Genomic DNA, 26524 nt, shown 5'->3' with positions numbered 1-26524 from the left:
GGCGGGGCTCCGTGGGGCGAATCAATGCCCCTCGATAGCCGAGCCCCGCGTTACATCAATGACCGATGGGCCTCGGATCAAAACCACATCCGCGCCATCCACAGCGCCATTGCGACCATCATGACATTCTCGGTCAGCGAGACGAAGCCGAGCGGCACCTTGCTGCTGCCGCCTACGCACGCGCATTTGATGTCGCGCTTGTCGATATAGACCGCCTTGAATACCGACACCGCGCCGATGCCGCCGATGAACAGCGCGAGCGGGATCGACAGCCAGGGCAGGGCGTGCGCGGTCATCAACACGCCCGCGAGTCCCTCGGCGAACGGATAGATGCTTGCATAGGGCACCCAGCGCCGCGCGAGCAGATCGTAATTGAGGAACATCGTCGCGAACTTGTCGACGTCCTGCAATTTCAACAGCGCGAGGACGATCATGCTGAACGAGATGAACCATTCGGCGGCGCGCAAGGTAAAGGCGCTGCCCTCGACCGCGAAGCTCGACGCGAGCGCCATCAGCGCGGTCATCGCGAACAGCGCGATCACCGGCGTGTAGCTCGTCGCGTCGGGGTCGGCGACCTTCAGCCCGAAATGGCGGCGGAGGTCGTCATGACCGCCGATCCGTACCCCGTCGATGAAGGTCTGCGGCGTCGTCTTGACGCCATGCTCGGCCTTGAACGCGTCGGTTTGCTCACGCGTCGTCAGCCAGCGATCGTCGACTATGAAGCCGCGGCTTTCGAGCAGATGTTTTGATTTAAGGCCATAGGGGCAGATGTGCTCCGGCATGACCATGCGATGGAGGGTTGCTTGGCGTTTCATGCCCCCCATATAGCGTCCGTACCATAGTACGGAGTCAAGCGATGCAATTGACGATCGGCAAACTAGCCGCCGCGGGCCACGTCGGGGTCGAAACCATACGCTATTACCAGCGCCGCGGCTTGCTCGACACGCCCGCGCGCAGCGGCGGCGACTGGGGAGGGGGAGTCCGGCGCTATGGAGAGAATGATGTTCGCCGCCTGAAATTCATTCGCTCGGCGCAGGCATCGGGCTTCACACTCGACGAGATTTCCGAATTGCTGGCACTGGAAGCGAGCGACGATCGCGTCCGCGTCCGCACCCTCGCGCGCCAGCGGATCGAAGTGCTCGAAGAAAAGATCGCGCAGATGACCGCAACGCGCGCCGCCCTCGCGCGGCTCGCCGACCAATGCGCAGCGAGCGACAAGGGGCCGTGCCCGATCCTGGCGGCGTTTGAGCCTTAGCCTTCACGTCATTGCGAGGAGCCGAAGGCGACGAAGCAATCTCCAGCTATCGGCCTATTCCCCGGTCAACTCCGAAAACAGGTCTCGCCATTCCGGATTCCCCGCTTCGATAAGGGCGATCTTCCTCGCTCGCGATCCGCCCTTGATCTGTTTCTCGCGACTGATGGCCGAATACATGTCGCCATGCATTTCGAACCAAACCAGTTTGTCGCATCTATAGCGTGCGGAAAAGCCGTTGCGCTTTTCTCTATGCTGCCACACGCGGCCCATCAGATCTGACGTGACCCCTGTATAGAGCACGCCATCTTTCCGATTGGTCACGATGTAGACGGCAGGCTGGGCGTGCGGGGCGCATCGCTGGAGATTGCTTCGTCGCTGCGCTCCTCGCAATGACGAAGTTTGGCCAATTGCGCTGTCAGCTATGCAAAAAATGCATCACGTCACCGTCGTGCACGACATAGGCCTTGCCCTCGGCGCGCAGCTTGCCCGCTTCGCGTGCGCGCGCTTCGCCGCCCAGCGCGACATAATCGTCATAGGCGATCGTCTCGGCACGGATGAAGCCCTTCTGGAAATCGCTGTGGATCTCGCCGGCGGCTTCGGGGGCGGTGGCACCGGTGTGGACGGTCCACGCGCGCGCTTCCTGCGGCCCGACGGTGAAGAAGGTGATCAGGTGGAGCAGCTCGTAACCCGCACGAATGACGCGCGCGAGGCCGGTTTCGTGCAGGCCCATCTCTTCGAGGAACTCGAGCCGGTCGGCCATGTCCATCGTCACCAGTTCGCTTTCGATCGCGGCCGAGACGACGACGGCCTGCGCGCCCTCGGCTGCAGCCTTGGCAAAGACCTTTTCCGAAAAGGCGTTGCCGTTCGCGGCGCTGCCTTCGTCGACGTTGCAGACATAGAGCACCGGTTTCGAGGTCAGGAGCTGCGCCGTGCGCAGGACGCGGACTTCCTCGTCGTCCTTGGGCTCGACCAGCCGCGCGGGCTTGCCGTCGCGGAGCAGGTCAAGCGCCTGGCCCAGCACCGACGCGGCGATCTTCGCTTCCTTGTCGCCCTGCGCCGCCTTCTTGGCGAAGGCGGGAACGCGCTTTTCCAGGCTTTCGAGGTCGGAGAGCAGCAGCTCGGTCTCGACCGTCTCGGCATCGGCGACGGGATCGACCTTGTTCTCGACATGCTGGATGTCGTCATCCTCGAAACAGCGCAGCACATGGACGATCGCATCGACTTCGCGGATATTGCCGAGGAACTGGTTGCCGAGCCCTTCGCCCTTCGATGCACCGCGCACGAGGCCCGCGATGTCGACGAAGGCGAGCTGCGTCGCGATGATCTTTTTGCTGCTTGCGATTGCCGCCAGCTTTTCGAGTCGCGCATCGGGCACCGCGACATTGCCGATATTCGGCTCGATCGTGCAAAAGGGATAGTTCGCCGCCTGCGCCGCCGCGGTTTCCGTCAGCGCGTTGAACAGGGTGGACTTGCCGACATTGGGCAGGCCGACGATGCCGCATTTGAAACCCATAAAAACTCCGTGAGGCCCGGCTGCCGTTGATGAAGGGCCGGTGTTGCAGCGCCCCTAGCGCCAAGTCGCGCCCGATGCCAGTCTTTGCCGTTGCGCGCCGTTCAGACTTGCCGTTTTATCGCGCCAGTCATGACAAAACCCCGCCTCCTCGCAGCCGGCATCCTTCTGACCTTTGGCGTGACCGCGGCCGTCGCTGCGCAGAGCCGCTTCGAGGAAGGCGTTTTCGCCGAGCTCAACCGCTTTCGCAGCGATCCCGCCGGCTATGCCGAATATCTGAGCGACTATCGCCCGCGTTTCGAAGGCAAGCTGCTCATCGGGTACGACGACGGCGAGATCGACATCATGACGCGTGAGGGCGTCGCGGCGGTCGACGAAGCGATCCGCGACCTCCGCCGCGAAAAGCCGCTCCCGACGCTCGAGTGGAGCGACCCGCTCGCCCGCGCGGCGGCGGACCATGTCGCGGTCCAGTCGCGCTCGGGCGCGGTGGGTCATTATACGCGCGGCAGCGGTCCCGGCGAGCGGATGCGCGCGCGGGGCGGCGGCCCCTATGTCAGCGAAGTGATCACCTATGGCCATCACACGCCCGAAGGCGTCGTCGACCAGCTGCTGATCGACGACGGGGTGCCCGGTCGCGGTCATCGGCACAGCCTGCTGCGTCCAACGCACCGCTATGCCGGGATCGCCTGCGGCCGTCACCCGGTGCATCGCACGATGTGCGTGACGCTGATGTCGCAGACGCGCGATGGCTCGGCGCCGCCCCCGCCGAGGCGGGCGGCGACCAAAGCCGAGTAGCCGAACGAGGGCGGAGGTCGGCCCGCCGCGCGGACCGACCCCCAGCGCAATCAGTTGCCGACCGGCTGATTGTCGGTCCGGCGCACCACGACCGTCGAAGACCGCGGCGCTTCGCCCGCAACCGGCCAGTCGCCGGTCGGATGCTGGATGTTGACGAAGAAGGTCGTAAGGTCGGGCGTATAGGCCAGACCCGTGATCTCGCAGCCGAGCGGTCCGACAAGGAAGCGTTTCGACTGCTTGCTCTCCTGGTCGACGTAGAACATGGCATTGTGGCCGAACGCCTGGTCGATCGTGGTGCCGTCGACGCCCGAATTGCCCGGAACGCTGTGGTCGGTCTGTACCCACATGCGGCCCTCTGGATCGATCCGCAGGCCGTCAGGACTGGAGAAGGTGTCGCCGTCGATATTGCCGACGAGGTTGCTGCCGCCCGCCGCCAGCGACGGATCGCCCGCGGTGAGGAAGATTTCCCAGCTGAAACTGGTCGCCAGCGGCGAATTGCCTTCTTCGCTGAACTTCAGGATATGCCCATGCAAGTTTCGGATCCGCGGGTTGGCGGGATCGGTGACACGGCGGCCGCTGTTGTTGGTCAGCGTGCAGAATATCGCGCTGTTGTCGGGCGCGACGGTCAGCCATTCGGGGCGATCCATCACGGTGCCGCCCGCAACGCGCGCCGCCTGCTGGCATTTGATCAGCACGTCGGCCTGATTGTTGAAATCGACCGGCGTCGGCGCCGGCGGCGTTTCGCTCTGGCTGACATTGCCCGGATCCGATGCGCCTGCGGTCAGGCCGTTCTCGCCGACCACCAACGCGCGCCATTCGCCCGTGCCGTCGCCGTTGAAGCGCGCCACATAGAGCGTGCCATAGTCGAGCAGGTCGGTGTTGGCCGCACGGTTGGTGTCGCTCCAGGCGCGGTCCGGGACGAATTTATAGATGCAGCCCGGGGTCGAATCGTCACCCATGTAAAAGGCGACGCGGCGATCGCCGCTCGACATGAAGGCGACGTTTTCATGGCTGAAACGGCCCATCGCGGTACGCTTGGTCGGCTGCGCCAGTTCGCGCAACGGGTCGATTTCGACCACCCAGCCATAATTATTCTCGGGCTGCGTAGGGTCGAGATAATTGTCCGTGGTTTCTTCGCAGGTGAGATAGGTGTCCCACGGCGTCCGGCCGCTCGCGCAATTGTTGAGCATGCCCTTGATCGAACCCGAGAGCAGGCCTGCGGCGGGACCGCCGGCGCGATAGCTGCCGTTGCCGGTGTAGCGGCGGTTATAAGTCGATCCGTCCTTGACCCCCCATTTGCCGTCGCTGCCCTTGGCGACTTCGATGACGCCGATGCCGACTGCGGAGAGCGCGATCGCTTTCTGATCAGCGGTCGCCGTGGCGGGGTCATAGTCCGCCATCAGGATATTGAAGTCGGGATATTCGAAGTTCATCGCCAGCAGGCCGCCGACATTGGCATCGACGTCGGGAAGCGCGAAATATTCCATGCCGTCATGGTTGCCGCCGGCCCATTTCTCGGCGACTGCGGGGCTCGCGGGGAAGCTGCCCGAATAGGGCGTGCCGGTTTCGACCGAATCGCCGGCCTTGAGCAGCACGTCGACGGTGTAGCCCTCGGGCACTGTCACCCGGTCGTCCTGGTTGGCGGCAACGGCGGCAAAGCTGACGGCGAAGCTCGGCGGCGGGGTCGGGGTGGGTGTCGGCGTCGGGGTAGGCGTCGGCGGCACCGTCGCGATCGGGTCGCCGTCATCGTCACACGCCGCGAGCGCCATCGCCGGGATCACCGACAGGCCGAAGAGGCCGTTCCGCAGCAGCGTGCGACGTGTCGGATTCTCCGCGACGATCGCCTCGAGGCTGTCGGGACCCGGAAGGCCGCCGGTTTCGCCGCGATAAGGCGCACGGGCTTTGTCGGTAAGATGTGACATGCAGTTCCCCTGTGTTTCGGTTGGCTCCGGGACTCGATCGTCCCGGTCTGGAGGTAGCGCACCGATTGCAGAGGTTCGTTTCAGTCGCGTGGCCTGAAAGCGTCGGAATGCAATGACTTATATGACGGTCATGTGACGACCTTCAGTCGTGGACCGCCTTGACCAGCGGTCCGAGCGCGCCACCGCCGAGCCACGCCAGCTGGACTTCGGCCGACACGCGGTTGATCGCTTCCTGCGGCTTGTTGCCGGGATGGACCGCGCGGCGCAACGGTCGCTTGCCTGCGGGCATCGCCATGATTTCGGCGATCGCGCGCGGCACGTCGGCGGGGTCGGCGCTTCGCCCGCTCCCGTCCTCGGTCCCCATGCCGCGCGTGAAGGGTTCATAAGCGGCGAGCAACGCCGGATTGCTTCGCTCCTTCAGCGCCCCGGTATAGATGTTGCGGTTGACCCAGACCCTGGTCGGATAACCGCCCGGCTGGATGATCGTCACATCGATCCCGTGCGGCACCAGCTCATAGGCAAGCTGCTCGGACAAGGCCTCGACCGCGAATTTGGTCGCTGAATAATGGCCGCCGCCGGGAACGATGACGCGGCCGAGCTGCGACGAGATGTTGAAGACCTGCCCGTTCTTCGCGGCGCGCATCTGGGGTAGCAGCGCGCGCAGCATGCGATGGATGCCAAGGACATTGGTTTCGAAGATCAGCTTCGTCGCCTCCATATCCTGCACCTCGACCGGCCCGGTGATGCCGACCCCGGCATTGTTGACCAGCGTGTCGATGCGGCCGCCCGCAAGTTCGAGGGCTTTGGCGGTTCCCGCCGCGACCGAAGCGTCGTCGGTCACGTCGATCTCTACGATATGCAGGTCGAGCCTGTTCTTGGCGGCTTCTGCGGCGAGGCTGTCCGCCTCGGGGCGCGGCATGTTTCGCATCGTTGCAATCACCTTGGCGCCAAGCGCGGCGTAGTGGAGTGCGCCGATGCGCCCGAAACCGCTCGAACAGCCGGTAATCAGCACCGTCCGTCCCTTGAGCGAAGCGGTGGGGCCTGCGGCGTGAAGCAGGGCGGGAACGGCCGCGGCGAGCGCGGCGGCGCCGGCGATCAGCTCGCGGCGGCCGGGGTTGGGACGGTCGGGCATGGAAGGCTCCTTTCGGATGCCATCATGCCTCAGTTCGGATGCGCCGCCAAATGGGTGTTTCAGCCCTGCAATCGCAGCGCCAGATCGCTCTGGAACCGTACCTCGTCGCCGTCGGCGAGCCATTTTGCCTCGGCGGCGATCGCACCGAGCAGGTCGATCAGCGGCTCCATCTCGCTTTTGTGATAATTGCCGAGGACATGGCCCGTCACGCGGTCCTTGTGCCCCGGATGGCCGATACCGATGCGCACCCGGCGGAAATCCTCGCCGATATGGCTGATCATGCTGCGGATACCGTTGTGGCCCGCCGCACCGCCGCCCTGTTTGACCTTCACCTTCATCGGGGCGAGGTCGAGCTCGTCGTAAAAGGCGGTGACGTCCTGCGGCGTCAATTTGTAGAAATCGAGCGCGGCGCGCACGCTGCGGCCGCTTTCGTTCATGAAGGTGCCGGGCTTGAGCAGCAGGATGCGCTGCGATCCGATACGGCCTTCCTGGATCCAGCCCTGAAATTTCTTGGCCGGGGCGGGGAAGTCGTAAAGGTCGGCAATGACATCGACGGCCATGAAGCCGACATTGTGGCGGTGCATCGCATATTTGGGCCCGGGATTACCAAGGCCGACCCAGAGCTGCATGAAAGTGCCTTTCCCGGGTCCGGCGGAAACGCCCCTTCCGCAAAGGGAAGGGGCGGTCCGGAATGCTTAGGCTTCTTCGCCGTCTTCGGCAGCGGCTTCTTCGCCTTCATCCTTCGTCGTGTCGCCGTCGCTCGACTTGAGCGCCGACGGGGCGACGATGGTGGCGATGGTGAAGTCGCGGTCGGTGATCGCGCTTTCGACGCCCTTGGGCAGGGTGACGTTGCTGATGTGGATCGAATCGCCAACGTCGAAGCCGGTCACGTCGATCGCGATTTCGTCGGGAATCTTGTCCGCGTCGCAAACGAGTTCCAGCTCGTGACGAACGACGTTCAGCACGCCGCCGCGCTTCAGGCCGGGCGAAGCTTCTTCGTTCTGGAACGAGACGGGGACCGCGACCTGAACCGTCGCGTCCTTGGCGATGCGCAGGAAGTCGGCGTGGATCGGGCGGTCCTTGACCGGGTGGAACGCGACGTCCTTGGGCAGAGTGCGAATCTTCTTGCCGCCGACGTCGATCATCACGACCGAATTCATGAAGTGACCCGTCATCAGCTGCTTCATCAGCAGCTTTTCCTCGACGTGGATCATCAGGGGTTCTTCCTTGCCGCCATAGACAACGGCGGGGACACGGCCTTCACGACGCAGTTCACGCGAGGCTCCCTTGCCTCCGCGTTCGCGCGTCTCGGCCGTCAGCGTCAGCTGATCGCTCATAATATTTCTCCGAGAAACAGTTACACAGTTCCGCCACGCCTCCAGGGATGACCATGACGGAAGCCGCGGCGCTTAGCGGTGAAGCGGCGGAATTGCAAGTGTTGGTGGGCGGAACGGGGAAGAGGGCAGGGCTCGACCAAGTTTTGTCGTTTAAAGGCGAATTGAGGTTGCGGGAAACCAGACGTTGCCCTGACGAGGTAAGGCACCCTAGATAATGCGATGGACTACTCATCAGACGTCCACCATCTTACCCTCGCAAAGGATGGTGCGGAACATTTTCATGCCGCTGCATTGTCGGCCCTCCCAGACATTAGAGCAGCGTTGCAGGGTCTTCCCACACAGCGGGCTGGAGTCCGGATTCATGGCATCAAGCCGCTCATGCCGATATTGGCCGCCGACGGATCGATTGGCTCTCTTGCATCGAAGTTTCTTGGGCCACGATGCCGTCCCGTGCGCGCGATCCTGTTCGACAAGAATGCAATAACGAACTGGTCGTTGGCATGGCATCAGGATCGCACGATTTGCGTCAAGCAGCGGATTGAAGTTGACGGTTACGGGCCATGGACAACTAAGGGGCGTATGCAGCATGTCGCGCCCCCGTTCGACCTGCTTGCCCGCATGCTAACGCTTCGGGTCCATCTCGACGATGTCCCAACAGGCAATTCACCGCTGTTGATCGCGCCCGGTTCCCATAAGGTGGGACGGGTGCCAATTAGTGAGTATGATGAGGTGGTTCGCCAGTGCGGCACCTATTTCTGCCTCGCTAATGCTGGTGATGTGTGGGTTTATGCAACACCAATCCTGCATGCTTCCGAGGCAGCCAGCGTGATAAGAAATCGTCGAGTTTTGCAAGTCGACTACTCGGCGGATGAGCTTGGCGGCGGATTGGAATGGCTCGGCGTATGATGACCGCTAACGGCCATCCGCTGCCTGGAAGCCGACAGGCTGCTTCCCACCCCAAAGCCGACACCCGATCACTGCACCCGCGTCACCGTCATCCCGCCGGCCTGAAGCATCGCTGGAACGCCGTCGCTTCCCACCAGATGTCCTGCGCCCACTGCCATCAATACGGTCCCCGGCCGCTCCATCCGCCGCTTCACCCATGCGCTCCAGCGCCGGTTTCGGTCGGTGATGATCGCCTTTCGCGCGGCGGGCACGCTGTCGATATCCTCGTTGATCACTTTCTCGAGCGCCCCGACGTCGCCGCGGCCCCATGCCGCGGTCAGCGCGCCGATCTCCCGTGTCGCATCGCCCGCTTCCTCGGCCGCCCGCGTGAGAAGGATGCGCTGCGTCTGCGGATCGAGCGTTTCGAATAGCATGAGCTGGTCGCGTGCGGTCTCGAAGCCGCCGATCGGCTTACCCGCGGCTTCGAATTTTTCCGTAAGGCCCGTTTCGACGCCATCGGCCGATGACAGGCCTGCATTTTGGGCGACGCGCTGGCCCATCAGGACCATTACCGCCCAATCGTCGAGCCCGTCCTCGCCTAAGCTGCGGCCGCTCGCTTCGAGCGCGCGAAAGCCGCTCAGCGCCTTGCCCGAAAGGCGCTCTTCGATCGCCAGCGGGGTTTCGCGCGGAGCGAGCTTCTGGAATATCTCGCCCGCGGCAGCGAGTTCGGCGGGCGAGAGTTCCATCATCAGCTCGTCGGCCGCTGCGATCGCGCTTGCAACCCGGGCCCCGTCCCAGTCGGTGCCGCGCGGCAGGGCGTGCATCGTGCCGAGAATATAGATCTTCGTATCCGCGTCCGCGACCAGCCACATCGCTGGCCGCGCCTCCGGCCCCGGCTCGCCGGTCCCGCACCCCGTCAGCAGCAGCGGCAAAAGGGCCGCTGCGGCGCGGCGACCCCATCGTCGGGCCAGATGCGCCGGCCGCCTCAATATTCGACCCGCTCCACGGTCAGGCCGCGTTCCTTCAGATAATCCTGCACGCTATGCTCGCCCGCGAGATGCCCGGCGCCGACCGCGACGAACACGGTTCCCGGCTGGTCCATCCGCGCCTTGAGCTGGTCGGCCCAGCGCGCGTTGCGGTCCCACAGCAGCGTCCTGGCGAGTTCGGGCGTCGCCGCCAGGCTCTCGTTCATTGCGTTGGCGAGGCCGTCGGGGTCGCCCTTGGCCCACAGCACGACCATCTTGTCGAGTTGCGGCCCCAGCTTGTCGAGGTCCTTCACCACCGCATTGAGGAAGGCGATCTGCTGCGTTTCGGGCAGGGTGTCGAAGAAACCGAGCTGTTCGGGAAGCGTTTCGAGCCCCGCTATCGGCTTGCCCGCCGTTTTGGCGAAGCCGGTCAGCCGCTTTTCGGCGCCCTGTTCGGGATCATAGCCGAGCTTGGTGAGCGGGAGCACCGACAGCGTGATCGCCGGGAACCACGGTTCGAACATGTCGAATTGGGCGGCGGGCAGGCCGACGCTCGCCATCGCGGCCTGATAGGCCGCGAGCTGCCCCGGGTCGAGCCGCGACGACAGCGTCTTGCCGCTCCGGTCGATCGCCAGCGGCATCATCGTCTTCGCGACTTCGGCCTGATCCTCGGGCATCACGATCTCGAGCATCAGCTGATCGGATTCGTCGAACGCGGTCTTGACCGCTTCGTCGAACCAGCCAAGGCCGGGCTTCAGCACATGGACGGTGCCGAAGAGATAGATCGTCGTATCCTCGTCCTTCACCACCCACAGCGCGGGGTCGGCGTCGGTCGCGGTGGGCGCTTGCTGTATCGCCGCCGCAGCGGGCTCGGCCGCGGAGGCGAAATTGCCGCCGGGGATCAGCGCGCATTGCGCGAAGGGAATGACCGCGCAGGTTGCGGCGAGCGTCTTGAACCAACTTTTCATGGGGAAATCACCTTTCGATTCGACGGCGCTTTTGTCCGAATGGGAGGGGGAGGCGGAGACGCAAGGGCTCAGCGAAATTTGAACCAGAAATAGACCAGCGCGTTGACGGTGAGCGAGAACGCGAAGAGCGGCATCGCTTCGACGGGCGGCGCGAGGCTGGCGCGCGCCAGGACCCACCATATGGGGCAAGGAATGACGAAGGCATAGAAGCCTGCGAGCCCACCGATTTGATACGCCATCCGTTCATGATCGTCGATTGTGCGGTGATAGATGATCAAGGCGGCCATCAGGCCGAGCGCCCACAGAGCCGACAGCCCGATCGCAAGCGTCGGCGTCATTGCGCTGTCGCTCATCAGATCGGTGTCCCCATTTGCTCGGAGCATGATCGCCGATACCAGGCCGAGCGTTCCCGCCAGCACAAGGCCAACCCAGTAAAGCCGTTTGCGCGGCGACCATTGCCGGAACCAGTCGGCGTGACGGCGAACGTAAAAGGCAAAAGCGACCGCGCCCAGCGCGATGGCGATCATTGCGCCTGCCCAGGGGGCAAGCGCTGCATGGCCAAGTTCGGCACGTGCTTCGCTATATCCGGCAAAGACGCCGGCAAGCATCGCGGTGCCGATGAAGATGGCGATCGGCCAGCCTATCCCCGGGATGCGGCGGCGCGGCGAATCATCAATCATCATCTTATCCTTCATGGCCGTCGTCGAAGATATCCTCGATCGGCATTTCGAACAGGCGCGCGAGCTTGAAGGCCAGCGGTAGCGACGGGTCATATTTCCCCGTTTCGATCGCATTCACCGCCTGCCGCGAGACATCGAGCCGGTCGGCAAGTTCCGCCTGGCTCCAGTTCCGCATCGCGCGCAACACTTTCAGTTTATTGTTCATCGGCGCCTCGCCAGCATGTCCGTCCGCAAGATCGTCGGGCTTCCCATAGCGCATCGAAATGCCGGGGAAGCGGAATTTCGTCCAGTCCTTCGGAATGGCTGGATCGGGGCGGACGATGCGGATCGTGCTTCGCCAGACAAGGAACTGGAGCCCGCCGCCGGAGGGAGGCGCGCTCCAGCCCAAGTCGCCAGCCGTAACCGGGGAGGTGCGGCGGGAGCGAAACATCGATTTCCATAGCTTATCGGGCGCCGCCGATAATCAGCAGGGCGAGCCGGCTGCCATTCTGCGCCCGAGCGATTGCGCGCTCGGCTTGCGGTCCGGTCCCAGCGAGGGCCTCCGAAACGCATGCCGATCGGTGCGCGCTTTCGGCCAGGCCGCGACGGCCCGAATGACAAAGGCGGCGCGCGGCGCTCTCAAGCCGGACCTCCAGGCGCTCGCGGTCGGTCGCGTTGGCGAGGTCCAGGTCGTCGATGCGAACCTCGGCCGATGCTTTTTCGGTTTCGGCCGCGCCCGCCGGCGCCACTGCGGCGGTGAGCGAGAGGGCGAGGATCAGAGCGCGGGTCTTCATGTGCATTCTCCTTGGATCACTGGATATGGGTCATGTTCACCTGTCTGGATGTCAGGTATGCATGACTATATGTCGCGATTCGCTGACTATGTCAACAAGACCTTACAAAAAGCCTTGTAGACCTGACTGGCGCGCGCATTTTCGCGATGTGGCGAACGGCGCGGAGCCTTGACCGTGCGCCGCCGCTGGGCCAATGCGGCGGCGATTTTTGCACCTGCGAAGGGATACCGGCCGTGGCCGACGGGGCGGACAAGACACCACTCAGCTTTCAGGACATGATCCTGACACTGCATAGCTATTGGAGCGCGCGTGGCTGCGCGATTCTCCAGCCCTATGACATGCGCGTCGGGGCGGGAACCTTCCACCCCGCGACGACGCTGCGCAGCCTTGGCCCCGAGCCGTGGAACGTTGCCTATGTCCAGCCGAGCCGCCGCCCAACCGACGGCCGCTATGGCGAGAACCCGAACCGGCTCCAGCATTATTACCAGTATCAGGTGATATTGAAGCCGTCGCCCGCCGACCTGCAGGAACAATATCTGGGGTCGCTGGCCGCGATCGGAATCGACCCGCTGCTCCACGACATCCGTTTCGTCGAGGACGACTGGGAATCTCCGACGCTCGGCGCGTGGGGGCTGGGCTGGGAAGTCTGGTGCGACGGGATGGAAGTCACCCAGTTCACCTATTTCCAGCAGATGGGCGGCTTCGACTGCAAGCCCGTCGCAGGCGAGCTGACCTACGGCCTCGAACGCCTCGCCATGTATATCCAGAATGTCGACAATGTGTACGACCTGCGCTTCTCCGACGCGGTCGGCGATGTCGCGGCGGTCAGCTATGGCGACGTGTTCCTCGAGAATGAAAAGCAGTTCTCGAAATGGAATTTCGAGGTTGCCGACACCGACACCTTGTTTGCGGGCTTCAAGGCGGCCGAGGCCGAGTGCCAGCGCGCCATCGAAGCGAATGTGCCCTTGGCCGCCTATGACCAGGCGATCGAGGCGAGCCATCTGTTCAACCTGCTCCAGGCGCGCGGCGTGATCAGCGTGCAGGAACGCGCCAATTATATGGCGCGCGTCCGCGACCTCGCAAAGGGCAGCTGCAAGGCGTGGATCGACAGCCAGTCCGAACGCTGGACCGCTAAATATCCGGGGTGGACGCTGTGACCGACTTTCTTCTCGAACTGCGCAGCGAGGAAATCCCGGCGCGGATGCAGGCCGGCGCGCGCACCGAACTCGAAAAGCTGTTCCGCGCCCAGATGAGCGCCGCGGGCATCGAAGCGGGCGACCTCACCATCTGGTCGACTCCGCGCCGCCTCGCGCTGATCGCCAAGGGCCTTCCGCAAGCGACCGCCGCAGTCAGCGAGGAACTCAAAGGCCCGCGCAGCAGCGCGCCGCCGCAGGCGCTTGAAGGCTTTCTGCGCAAGACCGGGCTGACGCAGGACCAGCTCGAAGACCGCGACGGGGTCTATTTCGCGGTGATCGACAAGCCGGGCCGCGCGACCGCCGAAGTGCTCGCCGAAGCGATCCCCGCGATCGTCCGTGGCTTTGCCTGGCCCAAGTCGATGCGCTGGGGCAAGGAAAGCGCGAGCAGCGAGAGCCTGCGCTGGGTGCGTCCGCTGTCGGGGATCGTCGCGATCTTCGGCGAGGAGCTTGTGCCGTGCGAAGTGAGCGGGATTTCCGCGGGTTTCGCGACGCGCGGGCATCGTTTCCACTGCCCGGGCGAGATCACGATCGGTTCGGCGTCGGATTATGTCGAGAAGCTGCGCGCCTGCCATGTCATCGTCGACCATGAGGAGCGGCAGGCGATCATCCGCGACGGCGCCGCCAAGGCCGCGGCCGACGCGGGGCTTATGCTCGTCGAGGACGAGGGGCTGGTGATCGAGAATGCCGGGCTCACCGAATGGCCGGTGCCGTTGCTCGGCCGCTTCGACGAAGCGTTCCTGGAAGTGCCGCCCGAGGTCATCCAGCTGACGGCGCGTGTGAACCAGAAATATTTCGTCGTGAACGATGCGGCCGGGAAGCTGGCGAATGGCTTCGTCTGCACGGCGAACATCGACGCGGTCGATGGCGGCGCCGAAATCGTCGCGGGCAACCGCAAGGTGCTTGCAGCGCGCCTGTCCGATGCGCGCTTCTTCTGGGAACAGGATCAGAAGAAGACGCTGGCGCAGCACGCCGAGAAGCTGAAGAATATTACTTTCCACAAGGACCTAGGCACCGTCGAAGACAAGGTGCGGCGCGTCGCTAAACTCGCTCGGTGGTTGGTTGAACGCGATGTTGTGAAAGCGTCCGAAAATACCGATCAAGCCAAGGTTCAACTCGGCAATTGGGCGTTCGACGCGGCAATGCAGAGCAAAGCTGACCTTGTTACTGAAATGGTTGGCGAGTTTCCCGAGCTACAAGGTCTGATGGGGGGATATTACGCGCACGAGGAGGAGCTTCCTGACAGCGTCTCCGACGCCATTCGCGATCATTACAAACCGGTTGGCCAAGGCGACGAAATTCCCACGGCGCCGGTAACAGTGGCCGTGGCTTTGGCTGACAAACTCGACACAATCATTTCGTTCTTCGCGATCGGCGAAAAGCCGACGGGATCAAAAGATCCTTTTGCGCTTCGCCGTAGCGTTCTGGGCGCGATCGCAATCATTCTGACCAACAATCTTAGGCTGTCTCTGCGGCAGCTGATTGAAAACCTGACGAGTTTGTCTCCCAGCACCGATAACTTTGCAGTTTTCGAGAAGCTGTATGGTCACGGTTTTGATGATGGAATGACCAAAGAGGATGCGGCTGAACAGGATAAAAAGAACCTTGAAGCTCTATCGAAGACAATTGCTAGCGACACGTTCGCCTTTATCGTCGACCGCCTCAAGGTCCAGCAGCGCGAGGCCGGTGTCCGCCACGACCTGATCGACGCGGTGTTCGCGCTCGGCGGCGAGGATGATCTTGTTCGCCTGCTTGCTCGCGTAAAGGCATTGCAGGCGTTCATGGCGACCGAGGACGGCACGAACCTGCTCGCGGGCTACAAGCGCGCCGCGAATATTCTTAAGCAGGCGGGCGAGGCGTCCCCCTCCCGCTTGCGGGAGGGGCTAGGGGAGGGCATGTCTGATGCCGCTTCCGACGAAACAGGCCCTCCCCCGACCCCTCCAGCAAGCGGGAGGGGAGAATTGGATCCCGCCGAAGCAGCCTTGCTCACCGCGCTCGACGCCGCCGAACCTGCCGCTTCCGCCGCGGTCGCCGACGAACGCTTCACCGACGCCATGGCCGCGCTCGCTTCGCTCCGCGCCCCGATCGACGCCTTTTTCGACGGCGTGATGGTCAACGATCCCGACGAAGCGGTCCGCGCCTATCGGCTCGGCCTGCTCGCGCGATTTACCGGCGCGGTGCATGGCGTGGCGGATTTCTCGAAGATCGAGGGCTGACCCTACGGCCCCTTTGAACGAACGAAGCAAAACTGAATCGACGAAGTGCGATTGCATACCTACCCAGCCGCAACCTCCTCCCCGGGGCAGCAGGAGTTACATATGACGACGATGGTGCATTTGTTCGGCGGCGACGCGACGACGGCCGAGCGTTCGAAGGAATTGCTGGGCGGCAAGGGGTCGAACCTCGCCGAAATGGCCTCGATCGGCCTGCCGGTGCCCCCGGGTTTCACGATCACCACCGACGTCTGCACCGCTTATTATGCCAATGGCGAGCAATATCCCGCCGGCCTGACCGAAGAGGTCGCCGCCGGAATCGCGCATATCGAAGGCATCACCGGCAAGAAGTTCGGCGACCCTGCCGACCCGCTGCTCGTTTCGGTGCGTTCGGGCGCGCGGGTGTCGATGCCGGGGATGATGGACACCGTCCTCAACCTCGGGCTCAATGACAAGACCGTCATTGGCCTGTCCGAAGCGTCGGGCGACCCGCGCTTTGCGTGGGACAGCTATCGCCGCTTTGTCCAGATGTACGCCGACGTTGTCATGGGCCTCGACCATGCCGAGTTCGAGGAGGCGCTGGAAATCGCCAAGGAAGACAAGGGCTTTTATCTCGACACAGAGATGTCGGCTGAAGATTGGCAAGCGCTGGTCAAGGAATATCAAGCGATCGTCGAACGCGAAACCGGCGCCCCGTTCCCGCAGGAGCCGAGCGACCAGCTGTGGGGCGCGGTCGGCGCCGTGTTCGCAAGCTGGGAAAGCGATCGCGCGAAAGTCTATCGCCGCCTGAATTCGATCCCCGCCGAATGGGGCACCGCCGTCAATGTGCAGGCGATGGTGTTTGGCAATATGGGCGACACGTCGGCGACTGGCGTGGCGTTCACGCGCGATCCTGCGACCGGCGAGCGCGCCTGGTACGGCGAATGGCTGATCAATGCGCAGGGCGAAGACGTCGTCGCGGGCATCCGCACGCCGCAATATCTCACCAAGGTCGCACGCGAAAAGGCAGGCGCCAAGCCGGCGTCGATGGAAGAGGCGATGCCCGAGACGTTCGAGGAGCTGGGCCGCGTCTTCGACACGCTCGAGACGCATTATCGCGACATGCAGGACATCGAGTTCACGGTCGAACGCGGGACGCTCTGGATGCTGCAAACCCGTTCGGGCAAGCGCACCGCGAAGGCGGCGCTGAAGATCGCCGTCGACATGGCGGCCGAGGGGCTGATTTCGGAAGAGGAGGCCGTGGGCCGCGTCGATCCGGGCGCGCTCGACCAGCTGCTTCACCCCACGCTCGATCCGAAAGCGCCGCGCGACGTTCTGACCAAGGGGCTTCCCGCGAGTCCCGGTGCCGCGTCGGGCAAGATCATGTTCGACGCCGACAGCGCCGAAAAGGCCGCGGCGATGGGCGAGGCGGTGATCCTCGTCCGCGTCGAAACGTCGCCTGAGGATATCCACGGCATGCACGCGGCAAAGGGCATCCTGACTGCGCGCGGCGGCATGACATCACACGCGGCGGTTGTCGCGCGCGGCATGGGCCGTCCCTGCGTCTCGGGCGCGGGCGGGCTGTCGATCGACGGCGCGGCGCGCGTGTTGCGCGTCGGCGGGCGCGAGCTTCGCGAGGGCGACATATTGACGCTCGACGGCTCCACCGGCGAAGTGATGGCGGGCGAGGTTCCGACCCTGCTCCCCGAATTGGTCGGCGATTTCGGCACCTTGATGGCATGGGCCGACAAGGTGCGCCGGATGAAGGTGCGCACCAACGCCGAGACGCCGCAGGACGCACAGGTCGCGCGCGATTTCGGCGCCGAGGGCATCGGGCTGTGCCGCACCGAGCATATGTTCTTCGATGCGGCGCGTATCACTGCTGTGCGCGAGATGATCCTTGCCGACAGCGAGGATGGCCGCCGTGCCGCGCTCGCCAAGCTGCTCCCCGAACAGCGCGGCGACTTTGCCGCGATCTTCGGGGTGATGGCAGGGCTGCCGGTCACGATCCGCTTGCTCGACCCGCCACTCCACGAGTTCCTGCCGACGCGCGAGGAGGATTTCGCCGACGTCGCCGCGGCCGCGGGGGTGGGGATCGAGGCGCTGAAGGCGCGCGCCAACGAGCTACACGAGTTCAACCCGATGCTGGGCCATCGCGGCTGCCGCCTCGGCGTTACCTATCCCGAAATCTACGAGATGCAGGCGCGTGCGATCTTCGAGGCGGCGTGCGACGTCGCCGCCGAAACCGGCGCGGCGCCGATCCCCGAAGTGATGATCCCGCTCGTCGCGACCCGCCGCGAATTCGACCTGATGAAGGCGGTCGTCGATGCGCAGGCGAAGGCGGTGTTCGCCGAAAAGGGGCGAGAGATCGCCTATCTGGTCGGCACGATGATCGAACTCCCGCGCGCCGCGCTGATGGCGGGTGAGATCGCCGAGACAGCCGAATTCTTCAGCTTCGGCACCAACGACCTGACGCAGACGACGATCGGGATCAGTCGCGACGATGCGGGACGCTTTCTGACGCAATATGTCGACAAGGGCATCTTCCTGACCGACCCGTTCGTCAGCCTCGATGTCGAAGGCGTTGGCCAGCTGATCGAATTGGCAGCCGATCGCGGCCGCAAGACGCGTCCCGACGTCAAGCTGGGCATCTGCGGCGAACATGGCGGCGACGCGCCGAGTATCCATTTCTGCGAAAAGACCGGCCTCGACTATGTCAGCGCCTCGCCCTACCGTGTGCCCATCGCACGTCTGGCGGCGGCACAGGCAGCCCTGAAAAAGGGGTAAGCGCAGAGGGGATAGGGCGCATGAAGAGCTGGCACCGCTATGCGATCACCTTGGTGGGCGGATTGGCGGTGGGGCTCGGCTGCGCCTGGGCGCTCACGGGCGGCGGGCTCAGCGATGGTGCGATCCGGAACGGCCCGTGGACGACGTCGCTCGGTTACGGCACCAAGGCGACCGATCCGCTGACGCGCGCGATGGTCGCGCGATCGGGGCTGCTCGCGCTGCCCGCGAAGGAAACCGTCTACTGGATGGCAAGGAGCGATGCTGCCGGCGAGCCGCTCGACGGCCATTGCCGCTACAGCCTGTCGGGCAAACCGCTCGATGCGCGGTGGTGGAGCGTCACCGTTTATGACGACAGGGGCTATCTGGTCGACAATCCGGCACGCGTCTGGTCGGTGAACGGCGCCAATGTCCCGCTCGATGACAAAGGGGAATGGCGCGTCACCATTTCGCCCGAAAAGCCCGAAGACGCCGCATGGCTACCGGGGATCAAGGGGCAGCCCTTCCAGTTGACCTTGCGGATGTACAACCCCGGCGCGGCGTTCCGCGCCGATCCGGCCAAGGCCGCGCTGCCGCGCCTCGTGAAGGAGGGGTGCTGAGATGCGCCGCTGGCTTGGCCCGCTCGTCCTTGGCCTGATCGTCGCCGCCGCGGCCGGCTATGCCGCGACTCTCGCTATTCCCTATGGGCTGATGAATATCGCGATCGACCGGTTGGGGCAGGGCGGAGTCAACCAGATGTCGCACGGCAACCTCGCCGCGCCCGAGCGGCAGCCGGTCGTGCGGCCAAGCCCCGATCTCGCATATTCGAGCTGCCCCTATGATCTGTCCGCCGGCCCGATCGCGATCGACGTCGCGCCGGTGGCGGGGCGCTACAGCTCGCTCAGCATCTTCGACGCCGCGACCGACGTCATTTTCGTCCGCAACGATGTCGAGGCGCGCGGCAAGCCCTATCGAATCATCGTCGCGCGCGAAGGGCAGGCGGTGTCCGCGGGCGCCGAAATCGTCCGCACGAACCACGATCGCGGCATCGCGCTGATCCGCCTGCTGCTCAAGGATCCCTCGGAAATCGGAGCGCTGGGCGCAGCGCGGCGCCAATCTTCCTGCACGCCGGTCACAAATCCGAAATAGGGGGTTGCGCCCCCGCGCACGGGCCCTTAAAGGCGCCTCTCCACGCACCCGTAGCTCAGCTGGATAGAGCATCAGACTACGAATCTGAGGGTCGGGCGTTCGAATCGCTCCGGGTGCGCCATTCCTTCCTCGTCGTTGTCATATGGCGGAATGGAAGGGCGTATTTCGGCGATTGGTGATTCGCTGACTCAGTGGCAATCGGCCGCGTGTCGATGAAGAAACGGCCGAAAACTGCCAAAAGTTGATCTATGTTACGACGAATTGCGTAGGGCGGGTTAGCGTTCGATGCTATTGTCGCTTCACGGCTGCGGTTCCACATTTTTCGGCTTTTCGTGGTTCCGGCATTAGCCTTTATCGCCTTTCCGTTGGAAGGGGTCAGCCGATCAGATGATACCGAGAGCCTGGTCGCGCTTGCTCCCGACGGTCTTGGAGCAAGCCATGCGTTCTTTTCATATGATGATGCTTGATGATCAGTCGAATGCGCCGCGTCGCGTCGAATTCCAGGCGGAAAGTCCCGACCATGCCTTTCAGGTGGCACGCAACGAGATCGACGGCGTCCATGTCGAACTTTGGGAAGGCGAGGCGCTTTTGGCGCGTATGACCAAAACGGCCGATAATGTCTGGAAGCTGCTTCCGTCGAACGACGATGTCCCCGGACCGGGGCATGTAATGCCAAATAACGACAGTATTCGGGTCGAACTGCGGTAGCCGCGGCCCCTGCGGGCCCCGGCGGCTTCAGCGAGACCGGCCTCTGTCGGACGCGAGATCGGCCGCTATCATCAACATAGGTTAATGCCCGCCCCGCGCGCGATCATCAGTGTTGCGGCAACTTAACATGGGTGAATGTCGGCGCGGCGCGCAACGCGCATCTGATCCCCCTAATTCAAGGGGGACGCATGGGGCTGGGTGAAATCGTGAACGGGCTGCTGACCTCGCGGGAGCGGTTGGTCTGGGAAGCCAGCCTGGCGCGCAACGCGCGCGATTATATGAAGGGTGCGGATCTCGCCCGCGAAGGCGAAAAGCCCGGCGCACTCCGGGTGATATTGGCTGGCTGGGCGCAGAAATATAAGCAGATGCCCGATGGCCGGAGGCAAATACTGGGGGTCGTCCTGCCGGGCGAACTCTGCGACCTCGATCTCTTCACCGTCGCGCGCACCGATCATTCGCTAGCCGCGGTGCGGCGCCTGACGGTTGCGGAAATCAGCCGTGGGGAAGCGCAACGGCTTTTCGAGAAATGTCCGAATCTGGCACCGGCGCTATGCTGGGCCGCGATCGTCGGTACGGCGGTGCAGCGCGAATGGACCATAAACATCGGCCAACGGAATGCGCTGGAGCGCGTGGCGCAGCTTCTTTGCGAAATCTATGTCCGCCAGCGCGACGTCCCGTCCACTGCCGGCGGGGCCTGCGACTTTCTGCTGACCCAAGGACAGATCGCGGAGGCCATGGGTCTGACGCAGGTCCATGTGAACCGTATCGTCCAGCAATTGCGCCTCCGCTGTGCGGTGGAAATCCGTAATATGCGTCTGGAAATACCCGATTTCGCTCAGCTGGCGGCATTGGCGTCGTTCAATGCGACCTATCTCCATCTGGGTGAAGCGCCGGCGCTGGTCGAACGGGTGCGGATGCTGTTTTCGCCCGAGGCCTACAAGCTGGATCGCCCGCTGGATCGCCCGAATGACGGAACGATTTCGCCGGCCGTCTGACGGGAGCGATACGCGCCGGGTCGGCGTGCAGCAAGAATTGCCGAAGTCGTCGAACTTTGGTGGTCGGGCTGCGTTTTTGCGGCACGGCCCGGTTTTCGCTGAGCCGGTGCGGGGGCAAGGATGGAGACTGCAATGCAACCGACCGACAAGGACGTTACCCATATTCTGGCGGCCGATCACCGGGCCGTCGAAGCGCTGTTCGAAGAATTCGAAAAGGCGAGCAGCACCGAAAGGAAGGCGAAAATCGCCGAAAAAATTTGCACCGAGTTGAAGATCCACGCGCAAGTCGAGGAAGAGGTCTTCTACCCGGCGCTGAAAGGCAAAATCGACGACGATCTGTTGAAAGAGGCCTATGTCGAGCACGACGGCGCGAAGCTGCTGATAAACGACATTTTGGCGTCGGGACCCGACGATGAATTTTTCGAAGCCAAGGTCACGGTGCTGTCGGAAGAGATCAAACATCACGTAAAGGAGGAAGAAAAGCAGCACGACAATATGTTCCAGCAGGCGCGTGCGGCCGATGTCGACCTCGAAGCGCTCGGCGAGCGATTGCTTGCGCGCAAGGACGAGTTGAAGCGGCAGGCGGAAACCGCTGGGCTGCCCCCTGCCGAACTGGTCACAATGTAGCGATGCCGCGTGTCGAGATCGAACGGCGGAAAGCAAAGCTTGCTCGTCGTCTTTCTGATCGATCCGATCGCTTCGTGACCGCCGAAAGTTGCACCGGCGGCAGGATCGCCGCCGTGTTCGCAGGCGACGCCGCGCTCGGACCCCGTCTGGAGCGTGGCTTCGTTGCCTATTCCACCGACGCGAAATGCGAGCAACTGGGGGTCGAGCGTGCCCTGGCCGAAAGAAACGAAGGCGTATCCGGCGCGGTCGCGGTGGCGATGGCGCGCGGTGCGCTTCGACATAGCATGGCCGACATCGCCATCGCCGCTACCGGGTTTTGCGGACCGCAGGAAAAGGATGAGGAGGTCGGGTTGGTGTTCCTCGCCTGCGCAGACCGTGGCGATGGCCTTTGGGAACAGGAATGTCATTTCGGAGAGGTCGGGCGCGAAGCCGTGCTCGAGCATTCGGTCGCCGCCGCGCTTGCATTGATGGCCGAAGCCGTGAGGGCGCGAAAGACCTGATTATTCTTCGGCGGCATCCCATCGCGGGTCGAGCGCCGTGACTGCGATCGCAAATTTTACGCGTCCCGCCTCGTCAACGACATTGACCCGCAAACCATGCTCGTTCTCGATGATGTCGGGTTCATCCTGCAGCAGGCTGCCGATGTAGCGCACCGCCTCCCGCCGTGCGGCGGCGTCGTCGGCCAGTTCGACGCCGACGTCGTCATACTGGCGCGACCCGTCGCTGGTATGGAAGTAATAGCGCGTCATGTCATCGCACTCCAATGAGATGCTCTCAATCGGCCAGGTTGCTACGGTGGAGATAGGTGTCGGAAAAGTCGGCAAGCGAACGCAGGGTCGCAATCGCGCCAAGGCGAACGCCGCGCCCGTGGCGGGCAACCGCGCCGCGGCGCTCGAGCTCTTTCAAGGTGCGATTGATATGCACGGGCGTCAGGCCCAGAAGATCGGCCAATTGTTCCTGCGTCATCGGGACATCGCGTGCGTCGAGTCCGTCGCTCTTCGTATCGAGAAGGCGGTAATGAAGTTCGCAAAGAAGATGGGCGAGCCGCGATAGCGCGTTCCGGCGGCCGAGATTCAATAGCCATTCGCGGCCGATCGATGCTTCGATCAATATGTCGACGATGATCGCACGGGCAATCGCAGGGCGGTTCGCAATCAACTTTTCGAAATCGGACAGCGCGACGATGACAAGATCGACGGTGGTGAGCGCCTGAAGGTTGTGATCGATCGTTCGTACGTACAGCGACTGGAAATCGAGGGCGTCGCCCGGAATCTTGAGCGCCACGATCTGTCGACCGCCCTCTTGCGTGGATTTCTGCCGATAAGCGAAGCCGGCGCACAATATCGGGCATACGCCCGATCGTTCGCCTTCGCGCAGGATATAGCTGTTGGGCTCGAGGTGGCGTACGCTGTGGGGTAGCGCCGCGATGGCTGCCTGGTCCTCCGCCGGAAGCGGGCTGTGGCTGAGCAGCTTGCGCAGGAAAATGTCCAGCCCCGGCTGTTCGGATTTCGTGTTCATCCCTCTGCTTTCCATTTCTCCCGGCGGCCGATGGCGCCGGAAATGCCGGTGCCTTCCCGCCTTACCTTGCCGAACGTCACAAAGTCGCTGAGGGTTGCGGACCGGCTGCCGTAAACGCTGTCCGAGGTTCCGATCGGGCGGGTTAGCGATCGGGAAGCCCGGAAAGCAAGAAGGGCCCTGCGTCGCGGCAGGGCCCTTCAATCCTCTTGGATATGGCTACGCAAGAGGATGCCCATCACCGTCCAGGGTCGCTAGGCCGGTGTCAGTGCAGCATCTATTAGCCCATTCCCGCCGCTTCGCCTGCAACATGGATTATAGGCCGGCATGAAAAGGCAGCGCCCGAGCTTCCGTCGCGCTTCACCGAAGTTCGGAATGTTGAAGCGAGGTGGCGGAGCGGGAGGGATTCGAACCCTCGATACGCTTTTGACGTATACTCACTTTCCAGGCGAGCGCCTTCGACCACTCGGCCACCGCTCCGCATTTGCTCTGGAAGGGGCGCCCTAATCGCTTGGCGGGGCTTTCGCAAGCCGATTGGGCGTGGCAGACATCGGGCATGAAACATCTGTTGCTGGCGGCAACCGCAGCCGCGTCGCTCATCCTCCCCGTCAGCGCTTTGGAGTCGTCGCCGATCCCGTCGCCCGGAGAAATCGCCGAGGCGGCGCCGGTGAGCGACTGGATTGCGATCGCGCCATCCGACCTGTTGGTGATTGAACTCGTGCCCGATGCGGGGGGCAAGCCGCGACGCATCGTCATCCAGCTGATGCCCGCGCCGTTCAGTCAAGGCTGGATCGGCAATATCCGCAAACTCGCCTCCGCGCATTGGTGGGACGGGACGAGCATCAACCGGGTGCAGGACAATTATGTCGTGCAATGGGGCGATGCGACCGAGAAGAAGGCGTTGCCCCAAGGATTGGCAGCCGTCCCCGAGCCCGAATATCAGGTTCGGGATAATGCCCGGCTTATGTCGATTATCGAGACGATGCACGACAACAAGGTGCGCATCGAGGAACTGATCAGGCAGCAGCGACGGTCGGCTCCCCCCAAGATCTATGCACCAGATATGCGGGTAAAAGTTGACCCTTATGCGGACTTTCAAGGCTTTGCGCACGGTTGGCCGATAGCGGGCAGTACGGGATTGTGGCCCATCCATTGTTACGGCGCCGTCGGGGTCGGACGGAATATGTCACCCGATACCGGCAGCGGCGCCGAACTCTACGCTGTCATCGGCCATGCGCCGCGCCATCTTGATCGCAATATCGCCGTCGTCGGGCGGGTCATCAGCGGGATCGAGCATCTTTCAAGCCTGCCGCGCGGGACGGAGGCGCTTGGCTTTTATGGAACCGAGGCCGAGCGCACGCCGATCGTCTCGATCCGCATCGCGAGCGAATTGCCGGCCGCAGAGCAGCCGCGGTTCGAATTTCTGTCGACCGAAAGCGACAGTTTTGCACGCTATGCCGATGCGCGCGCGAACCGGCGCGATCCCTTCTTCATCCAGCCCGCAGGCGGTGCCGATATCTGCAATATCCCGGTTCCCGTTCGTCCGGTCGCAGCGAAATAGGGGTGGTGGAGGACTTCACGGTCACGACGCCGCTCTGGCGCTGGCAATCTGCGACGGCGCCTGCCGCCTGGTTCTTTGTGACGATCGCGGGCGACGAAGCCGACGGGATTCGCATGGCGGCAATGACCGGCCAGTGGATGGACGGACGAAAGGGATTCGGCTCGGCGCGCGTCGAGGCGAGAATCGGCGGCACCCGGTGGCGGACTTCGGTGTTCCCGCACAAGGAGAGTGGCGGCTGGCTGCTGCCGGTCAAGGCCGCGGTCCGCAAAGCGGAGGGCCTGGCCGAAGGCGATGAGGTAACCGTGACGGTCAGTCTTTAGGCGGCGGCGTTTCGGCCTTCGCGTCGCGGGCTTGCGCCTTGCGCTTGCGCAGATTGGCGCGCAACGCTTCGGCGAGGCGGCGTTCGCGTTCGAGGTCAGCGGGGGAGGGCGTCTTGCTCACGCCGAGGCCATGCCCGCGAAATCGCCGCATCGTCAAGCCTCGCATCTTGACAGGCGAGGGGCGCCCCGCCATAGGCCGCGCCTGCCCAGCGAACATGCGTTGGCGGGCATCCCGGTTGCTGCTGTAGCTCAGTGGTAGAGCGCGTCATTGGTAATGACGAGGTCGACAGTTCAATCCTGTCCAGCAGCACCACTTCCCCTCACTTCGAGACGGCAGGCGCGTCAGATCCTGGCGGCCAGCAACCAGTCGTGGAACAGCTTCACCGCCGGCTGGCGCAGCGCGCGCGGGCGGCAGACAAACCAATAGCTGTATGGGCTGTCGACGTCGAAGTCGAACAGGCGGACGAGCCGCGGGTCGTGCGCATCGTCGAAATGATGGCCGTGCATGAAGGCGACACCAATCCCCTGCGCCGCCGCCTCCAGCATCAGCGGGCCCGAATCGAAATAGTCGATCCCGGCCGGCTCCAGATAGGGCATGCCGATCGCCTTTTTCCATTCGGAGAAGGTTTCGGGCATTTCGCGATGAAGCAATACCGTCATCCGCTGCATCTGCTCCGGCACCGTAATCGCGCGGTTGCCGTCGGTCAGCGTCCGCGACGCAATCGGGAAGACCTTGTCCTGATCGAGGCGCGCGGCATAGAGCATCGGATCGATCGAGCGGGCGAGGGCGATCGCCGCGTCAATGCCTTCGCCAAGGCGCGCTTCGCCATGCGACATCGTGTCGATATCGATATGCAGTTCGGGATGTTGTCGCCGCAGGTCGGGCAGACGCGGGAACAGCCGCTGCTGCGCGAACAGCGGCAGCACGTTGAGATGGAGGCGGAGCGACGCGTCGGGGCTGCCCGCCTGGCCGATCACCGCGCGAAGTTCATCGAGAATCGGCGATAAGTGCTCGTGCAAAGCGCGCCCGGTCTCGGTGAGGCTGAGCCCGTGGTGGTGCCTGTTGAACAGCGGACGCCCCACCGCATGTTCGAGCGTCTGAATGCGGCGCGACAGGGCGGGCATCGACAGACCGAGTTCGAGCGCGGCCGCCTTGACCGTGCCATGGCGCGCGACCTCGAGAAAGGCTTCCATGCTGCTGAGAGGGGGGAGGCGTGGCATAACGGTTGGCGATGATGACATGGGCGTGGCGGACATGCCAGAATTTTGTGCAGTGCGT

The 26524-nt window shown here is 63.7% G+C and carries 30 protein-coding genes and 3 tRNA genes; 16 read left to right on the top strand and 17 right to left on the bottom strand.

Annotated elements, in window-relative coordinates; genetic code table 11:
* Window positions 1-77: 77 nt before the first annotated feature.
* A complete protein-coding gene (locus tag HDC29_RS10245) occupies window positions 78-815 on the bottom strand; it encodes a glutaredoxin family protein (protein ID WP_257018143.1) in 738 nt (245 codons plus the stop codon).
* Window positions 816-856: 41 nt separating this feature from the next.
* Here HDC29_RS10245 and HDC29_RS10240 point away from each other — a divergent pair, with 41 nt between their 5' ends.
* Entirely contained in the window at window positions 857-1255 is a 399-nt protein-coding gene (locus HDC29_RS10240) for a MerR family DNA-binding protein (protein ID WP_179496838.1), read from the top strand.
* A 54-nt stretch (window positions 1256-1309) separates the two neighbouring features.
* Here HDC29_RS10240 and HDC29_RS10235 read toward each other — a convergent pair whose 3' ends face one another.
* Both HDC29_RS10235 and ychF read right to left on the bottom strand, forming a co-directional pair.
* The gene (locus HDC29_RS10235; protein WP_373562781.1) at window positions 1310-1576 is read right to left on the bottom strand and encodes a GIY-YIG nuclease family protein; all 267 of its coding nucleotides are present in this window, start codon (window positions 1574-1576) and stop codon (window positions 1310-1312) included.
* Between the two features lie 94 nt (window positions 1577-1670).
* The gene (gene ychF / locus HDC29_RS10230; protein WP_179496834.1) at window positions 1671-2768 is read right to left on the bottom strand and encodes a redox-regulated ATPase YchF; all 1098 of its coding nucleotides are present in this window, start codon (window positions 2766-2768) and stop codon (window positions 1671-1673) included.
* Between the two features lie 129 nt (window positions 2769-2897).
* Between ychF and HDC29_RS10225 the strand changes: the two genes are divergently transcribed.
* Window positions 2898-3560 carry a CAP domain-containing protein gene (locus HDC29_RS10225; protein WP_179496832.1) on the top strand — a complete coding sequence of 221 codons (663 nt, stop codon included), beginning with the start codon at window positions 2898-2900 and terminating at the stop codon, window positions 3558-3560.
* 50 nt (window positions 3561-3610) lie between these two features.
* Here HDC29_RS10225 and HDC29_RS10220 read toward each other — a convergent pair whose 3' ends face one another.
* The 4 genes from HDC29_RS10220 to HDC29_RS10205 form a co-directional block, all read right to left on the bottom strand.
* Window positions 3611-5482 (bottom strand): PhoX family phosphatase, encoded by a 1872-nt coding sequence (locus HDC29_RS10220; protein ID WP_179496830.1) that lies wholly within the window; start codon window positions 5480-5482, stop codon window positions 3611-3613.
* Window positions 5483-5624: 142 nt separating this feature from the next.
* Window positions 5625-6614 carry an SDR family oxidoreductase gene (locus HDC29_RS10215; protein WP_179496828.1) on the bottom strand — a complete coding sequence of 330 codons (990 nt, stop codon included), beginning with the start codon at window positions 6612-6614 and terminating at the stop codon, window positions 5625-5627.
* Window positions 6615-6673: 59 nt separating this feature from the next.
* The gene (pth, locus tag HDC29_RS10210) at window positions 6674-7243 is read right to left on the bottom strand and encodes an aminoacyl-tRNA hydrolase (protein ID WP_179496826.1); all 570 of its coding nucleotides are present in this window, start codon (window positions 7241-7243) and stop codon (window positions 6674-6676) included.
* 66 nt (window positions 7244-7309) lie between these two features.
* Window positions 7310-7951 carry a 50S ribosomal protein L25/general stress protein Ctc gene (locus HDC29_RS10205; protein WP_179496824.1) on the bottom strand — a complete coding sequence of 214 codons (642 nt, stop codon included), beginning with the start codon at window positions 7949-7951 and terminating at the stop codon, window positions 7310-7312.
* 219 nt (window positions 7952-8170) lie between these two features.
* Between HDC29_RS10205 and HDC29_RS10200 the strand changes: the two genes are divergently transcribed.
* On the top strand, window positions 8171-8857 hold the full coding sequence (locus HDC29_RS10200; protein WP_179496822.1) for a phytanoyl-CoA dioxygenase family protein: 687 nt from the start codon (window positions 8171-8173) through the stop codon (window positions 8855-8857).
* 68 nt (window positions 8858-8925) lie between these two features.
* Here the strand turns inward: HDC29_RS10200 and HDC29_RS10195 are convergent, their stop codons facing one another.
* The 5 genes from HDC29_RS10195 to HDC29_RS10175 form a co-directional block, all read right to left on the bottom strand.
* The gene (locus HDC29_RS10195; RefSeq protein ID WP_179496820.1) at window positions 8926-9708 is read right to left on the bottom strand and encodes a TraB/GumN family protein; all 783 of its coding nucleotides are present in this window, start codon (window positions 9706-9708) and stop codon (window positions 8926-8928) included.
* A gap of 113 nt (window positions 9709-9821) precedes the next feature.
* A complete protein-coding gene (locus HDC29_RS10190) occupies window positions 9822-10769 on the bottom strand; it encodes a TraB/GumN family protein (RefSeq protein ID WP_179496818.1) in 948 nt (315 codons plus the stop codon).
* A 68-nt stretch (window positions 10770-10837) separates the two neighbouring features.
* Complete coding sequence (locus HDC29_RS10185; protein ID WP_257018142.1) at window positions 10838-11452, bottom strand: hypothetical protein; 615 nt, start codon at window positions 11450-11452, stop codon at window positions 10838-10840.
* 1 nt (window position 11453) lies between these two features.
* Window positions 11454-11654 carry a helix-turn-helix transcriptional regulator gene (locus HDC29_RS10180; protein WP_179497444.1) on the bottom strand — a complete coding sequence of 67 codons (201 nt, stop codon included), beginning with the start codon at window positions 11652-11654 and terminating at the stop codon, window positions 11454-11456.
* 238 nt (window positions 11655-11892) lie between these two features.
* Window positions 11893-12222 (bottom strand): UrcA family protein, encoded by a 330-nt coding sequence (locus HDC29_RS10175; RefSeq protein ID WP_179496816.1) that lies wholly within the window; start codon window positions 12220-12222, stop codon window positions 11893-11895.
* Window positions 12223-12497: 275 nt separating this feature from the next.
* Between HDC29_RS10175 and HDC29_RS10170 the strand changes: the two genes are divergently transcribed.
* From HDC29_RS10170 to HDC29_RS10125, 10 genes are all read left to right on the top strand, one after another.
* Window positions 12498-13379 carry a glycine--tRNA ligase subunit alpha gene (locus HDC29_RS10170; protein WP_179497442.1) on the top strand — a complete coding sequence of 294 codons (882 nt, stop codon included), beginning with the start codon at window positions 12498-12500 and terminating at the stop codon, window positions 13377-13379.
* Entirely contained in the window at window positions 13376-15631 is a 2256-nt protein-coding gene (glyS, locus tag HDC29_RS10165) for a glycine--tRNA ligase subunit beta (protein ID WP_179496814.1), read from the top strand. Before HDC29_RS10170 ends, glyS begins: the two co-directional genes overlap by 4 nt.
* A 102-nt stretch (window positions 15632-15733) precedes the next feature.
* On the top strand, window positions 15734-18394 hold the full coding sequence (gene ppdK, locus HDC29_RS10160) for a pyruvate, phosphate dikinase (RefSeq protein WP_179496812.1): 2661 nt from the start codon (window positions 15734-15736) through the stop codon (window positions 18392-18394).
* A 20-nt stretch (window positions 18395-18414) separates the two neighbouring features.
* Complete coding sequence (locus HDC29_RS10155) at window positions 18415-18990, top strand: DUF1214 domain-containing protein (RefSeq protein ID WP_179496810.1); 576 nt, start codon at window positions 18415-18417, stop codon at window positions 18988-18990.
* Window position 18991: 1 nt separating this feature from the next.
* The gene (locus HDC29_RS10150; RefSeq protein WP_179496808.1) at window positions 18992-19519 is read left to right on the top strand and encodes a DUF1254 domain-containing protein; all 528 of its coding nucleotides are present in this window, start codon (window positions 18992-18994) and stop codon (window positions 19517-19519) included.
* Window positions 19520-19563: 44 nt separating this feature from the next.
* A tRNA-Arg gene (locus tag HDC29_RS10145) sits at window positions 19564-19640 on the top strand.
* 317 nt (window positions 19641-19957) lie between these two features.
* Window positions 19958-20227 carry a hypothetical protein gene (locus tag HDC29_RS10140; RefSeq protein WP_179496806.1) on the top strand — a complete coding sequence of 90 codons (270 nt, stop codon included), beginning with the start codon at window positions 19958-19960 and terminating at the stop codon, window positions 20225-20227.
* Between the two features lie 131 nt (window positions 20228-20358).
* Window positions 20359-21222: a Crp/Fnr family transcriptional regulator gene (locus HDC29_RS10135; protein ID WP_179496804.1), complete on the top strand. Its 864-nt coding sequence runs from the start codon at window positions 20359-20361 to the stop codon at window positions 21220-21222.
* Window positions 21223-21354: 132 nt separating this feature from the next.
* Entirely contained in the window at window positions 21355-21849 is a 495-nt protein-coding gene (locus HDC29_RS10130) for a hemerythrin domain-containing protein (protein WP_179496802.1), read from the top strand.
* A 2-nt stretch (window positions 21850-21851) separates the two neighbouring features.
* Entirely contained in the window at window positions 21852-22349 is a 498-nt protein-coding gene (locus HDC29_RS10125; RefSeq protein ID WP_179496791.1) for a CinA family protein, read from the top strand.
* On the opposite strand, the gene HDC29_RS10120 is transcribed toward HDC29_RS10125, so the two are convergent.
* From HDC29_RS10120 to HDC29_RS10110, 3 genes are all read right to left on the bottom strand, one after another.
* Window positions 22350-22598, bottom strand: coding sequence for a hypothetical protein (locus tag HDC29_RS10120; protein ID WP_179496789.1), 249 nt, complete (start codon window positions 22596-22598; stop codon window positions 22350-22352).
* Window positions 22599-22623: 25 nt separating this feature from the next.
* Complete coding sequence (locus HDC29_RS10115) at window positions 22624-23367, bottom strand: Crp/Fnr family transcriptional regulator (protein WP_179496787.1); 744 nt, start codon at window positions 23365-23367, stop codon at window positions 22624-22626.
* Window positions 23368-23753: 386 nt separating this feature from the next.
* Window positions 23754-23844 (bottom strand) — tRNA-Ser (locus HDC29_RS10110).
* 76 nt (window positions 23845-23920) lie between these two features.
* On the opposite strand from HDC29_RS10110, the gene HDC29_RS10105 reads away from it, so the two are divergent.
* Together HDC29_RS10105 and HDC29_RS10100 are read left to right on the top strand one after the other, a co-directional pair.
* Window positions 23921-24925 carry a peptidylprolyl isomerase gene (locus HDC29_RS10105; protein ID WP_179496785.1) on the top strand — a complete coding sequence of 335 codons (1005 nt, stop codon included), beginning with the start codon at window positions 23921-23923 and terminating at the stop codon, window positions 24923-24925.
* A 5-nt stretch (window positions 24926-24930) separates the two neighbouring features.
* A complete protein-coding gene (locus HDC29_RS10100; RefSeq protein WP_179496783.1) occupies window positions 24931-25245 on the top strand; it encodes a DUF1905 domain-containing protein in 315 nt (104 codons plus the stop codon).
* Here HDC29_RS10100 and HDC29_RS10095 read toward each other — a convergent pair.
* Window positions 25235-25396 carry a hypothetical protein gene (locus HDC29_RS10095; protein ID WP_179496781.1) on the bottom strand — a complete coding sequence of 54 codons (162 nt, stop codon included), beginning with the start codon at window positions 25394-25396 and terminating at the stop codon, window positions 25235-25237. The two genes, HDC29_RS10100 and HDC29_RS10095, sit on opposite strands and share 11 nt — an antisense overlap.
* Window positions 25397-25483: 87 nt before the next feature.
* Between HDC29_RS10095 and HDC29_RS10090 the strand changes: the two genes are divergently transcribed.
* Window positions 25484-25558 (top strand) — tRNA-Thr (locus HDC29_RS10090).
* Between the two features lie 29 nt (window positions 25559-25587).
* Here HDC29_RS10090 and HDC29_RS10085 read toward each other — a convergent pair.
* Window positions 25588-26466, bottom strand: a complete 879-nt coding sequence (locus HDC29_RS10085) for a LysR substrate-binding domain-containing protein (protein ID WP_179496779.1) — start codon at window positions 26464-26466, stop codon at window positions 25588-25590.
* Window positions 26467-26524 lie beyond the last annotated feature (58 nt).

It is taken from the genome of Sphingopyxis sp. JAI108, assembly GCF_013410105.1.
GTDB lineage: Bacteria > Pseudomonadota > Alphaproteobacteria > Sphingomonadales > Sphingomonadaceae > Sphingopyxis > Sphingopyxis chilensis.
The sequence above is the reverse complement of the archived record's forward strand: the minus strand, read 5'-3'. Positions and strand labels throughout refer to the sequence as shown.

Bases quoted from the DNA above. Each gene is read 5' to 3' on its own strand.
- HDC29_RS10170 (WP_179497442.1), top strand. From the start codon at position 12,498: ATGATCCTGACACTGCATAGCTATTGGAGCGCGCGTGGCTGCGCGATT.
- HDC29_RS10175 (WP_179496816.1), bottom strand. From the start codon at position 12,222: ATGAAGACCCGCGCTCTGATCCTCGCCCTCTCGCTCACCGCCGCAGTG.
- HDC29_RS10205 (WP_179496824.1), bottom strand. From the start codon at position 7,951: ATGAGCGATCAGCTGACGCTGACGGCCGAGACGCGCGAACGCGGAGGC.
- HDC29_RS10180 (WP_179497444.1), bottom strand. From the start codon at position 11,654: ATGAACAATAAACTGAAAGTGTTGCGCGCGATGCGGAACTGGAGCCAG.
- HDC29_RS10140 (WP_179496806.1), top strand. From the start codon at position 19,958: ATGCGTTCTTTTCATATGATGATGCTTGATGATCAGTCGAATGCGCCG.
- pth (WP_179496826.1), bottom strand. From the start codon at position 7,243: ATGCAGCTCTGGGTCGGCCTTGGTAATCCCGGGCCCAAATATGCGATG.
- HDC29_RS10155 (WP_179496810.1), top strand. From the start codon at position 18,415: ATGAAGAGCTGGCACCGCTATGCGATCACCTTGGTGGGCGGATTGGCG.
- HDC29_RS10120 (WP_179496789.1), bottom strand. From the start codon at position 22,598: ATGACGCGCTATTACTTCCATACCAGCGACGGGTCGCGCCAGTATGAC.
- HDC29_RS10085 (WP_179496779.1), bottom strand. From the start codon at position 26,466: ATGCCACGCCTCCCCCCTCTCAGCAGCATGGAAGCCTTTCTCGAGGTC.
- HDC29_RS10220 (WP_179496830.1), bottom strand. From the start codon at position 5,482: ATGTCACATCTTACCGACAAAGCCCGTGCGCCTTATCGCGGCGAAACC.
- HDC29_RS10195 (WP_179496820.1), bottom strand. From the start codon at position 9,708: ATGTGGCTGGTCGCGGACGCGGATACGAAGATCTATATTCTCGGCACG.
- ppdK (WP_179496812.1), top strand. From the start codon at position 15,734: ATGACGACGATGGTGCATTTGTTCGGCGGCGACGCGACGACGGCCGAG.
- HDC29_RS10130 (WP_179496802.1), top strand. From the start codon at position 21,355: ATGCAACCGACCGACAAGGACGTTACCCATATTCTGGCGGCCGATCAC.
- HDC29_RS10225 (WP_179496832.1), top strand. From the start codon at position 2,898: ATGACAAAACCCCGCCTCCTCGCAGCCGGCATCCTTCTGACCTTTGGC.
- ychF (WP_179496834.1), bottom strand. From the start codon at position 2,768: ATGGGTTTCAAATGCGGCATCGTCGGCCTGCCCAATGTCGGCAAGTCC.
- HDC29_RS10185 (WP_257018142.1), bottom strand. From the start codon at position 11,452: ATGATGATTGATGATTCGCCGCGCCGCCGCATCCCGGGGATAGGCTGG.
- HDC29_RS10125 (WP_179496791.1), top strand. From the start codon at position 21,852: ATGCCGCGTGTCGAGATCGAACGGCGGAAAGCAAAGCTTGCTCGTCGT.
- HDC29_RS10240 (WP_179496838.1), top strand. From the start codon at position 857: ATGCAATTGACGATCGGCAAACTAGCCGCCGCGGGCCACGTCGGGGTC.
- HDC29_RS10150 (WP_179496808.1), top strand. From the start codon at position 18,992: ATGCGCCGCTGGCTTGGCCCGCTCGTCCTTGGCCTGATCGTCGCCGCC.
- HDC29_RS10215 (WP_179496828.1), bottom strand. From the start codon at position 6,614: ATGCCCGACCGTCCCAACCCCGGCCGCCGCGAGCTGATCGCCGGCGCC.
- HDC29_RS10115 (WP_179496787.1), bottom strand. From the start codon at position 23,367: ATGAACACGAAATCCGAACAGCCGGGGCTGGACATTTTCCTGCGCAAG.
- HDC29_RS10245 (WP_257018143.1), bottom strand. From the start codon at position 815: ATGAAACGCCAAGCAACCCTCCATCGCATGGTCATGCCGGAGCACATC.
- HDC29_RS10190 (WP_179496818.1), bottom strand. From the start codon at position 10,769: ATGAAAAGTTGGTTCAAGACGCTCGCCGCAACCTGCGCGGTCATTCCC.
- HDC29_RS10200 (WP_179496822.1), top strand. From the start codon at position 8,171: ATGGACTACTCATCAGACGTCCACCATCTTACCCTCGCAAAGGATGGT.
- HDC29_RS10105 (WP_179496785.1), top strand. From the start codon at position 23,921: ATGAAACATCTGTTGCTGGCGGCAACCGCAGCCGCGTCGCTCATCCTC.
- HDC29_RS10095 (WP_179496781.1), bottom strand. From the start codon at position 25,396: ATGCGGCGATTTCGCGGGCATGGCCTCGGCGTGAGCAAGACGCCCTCC.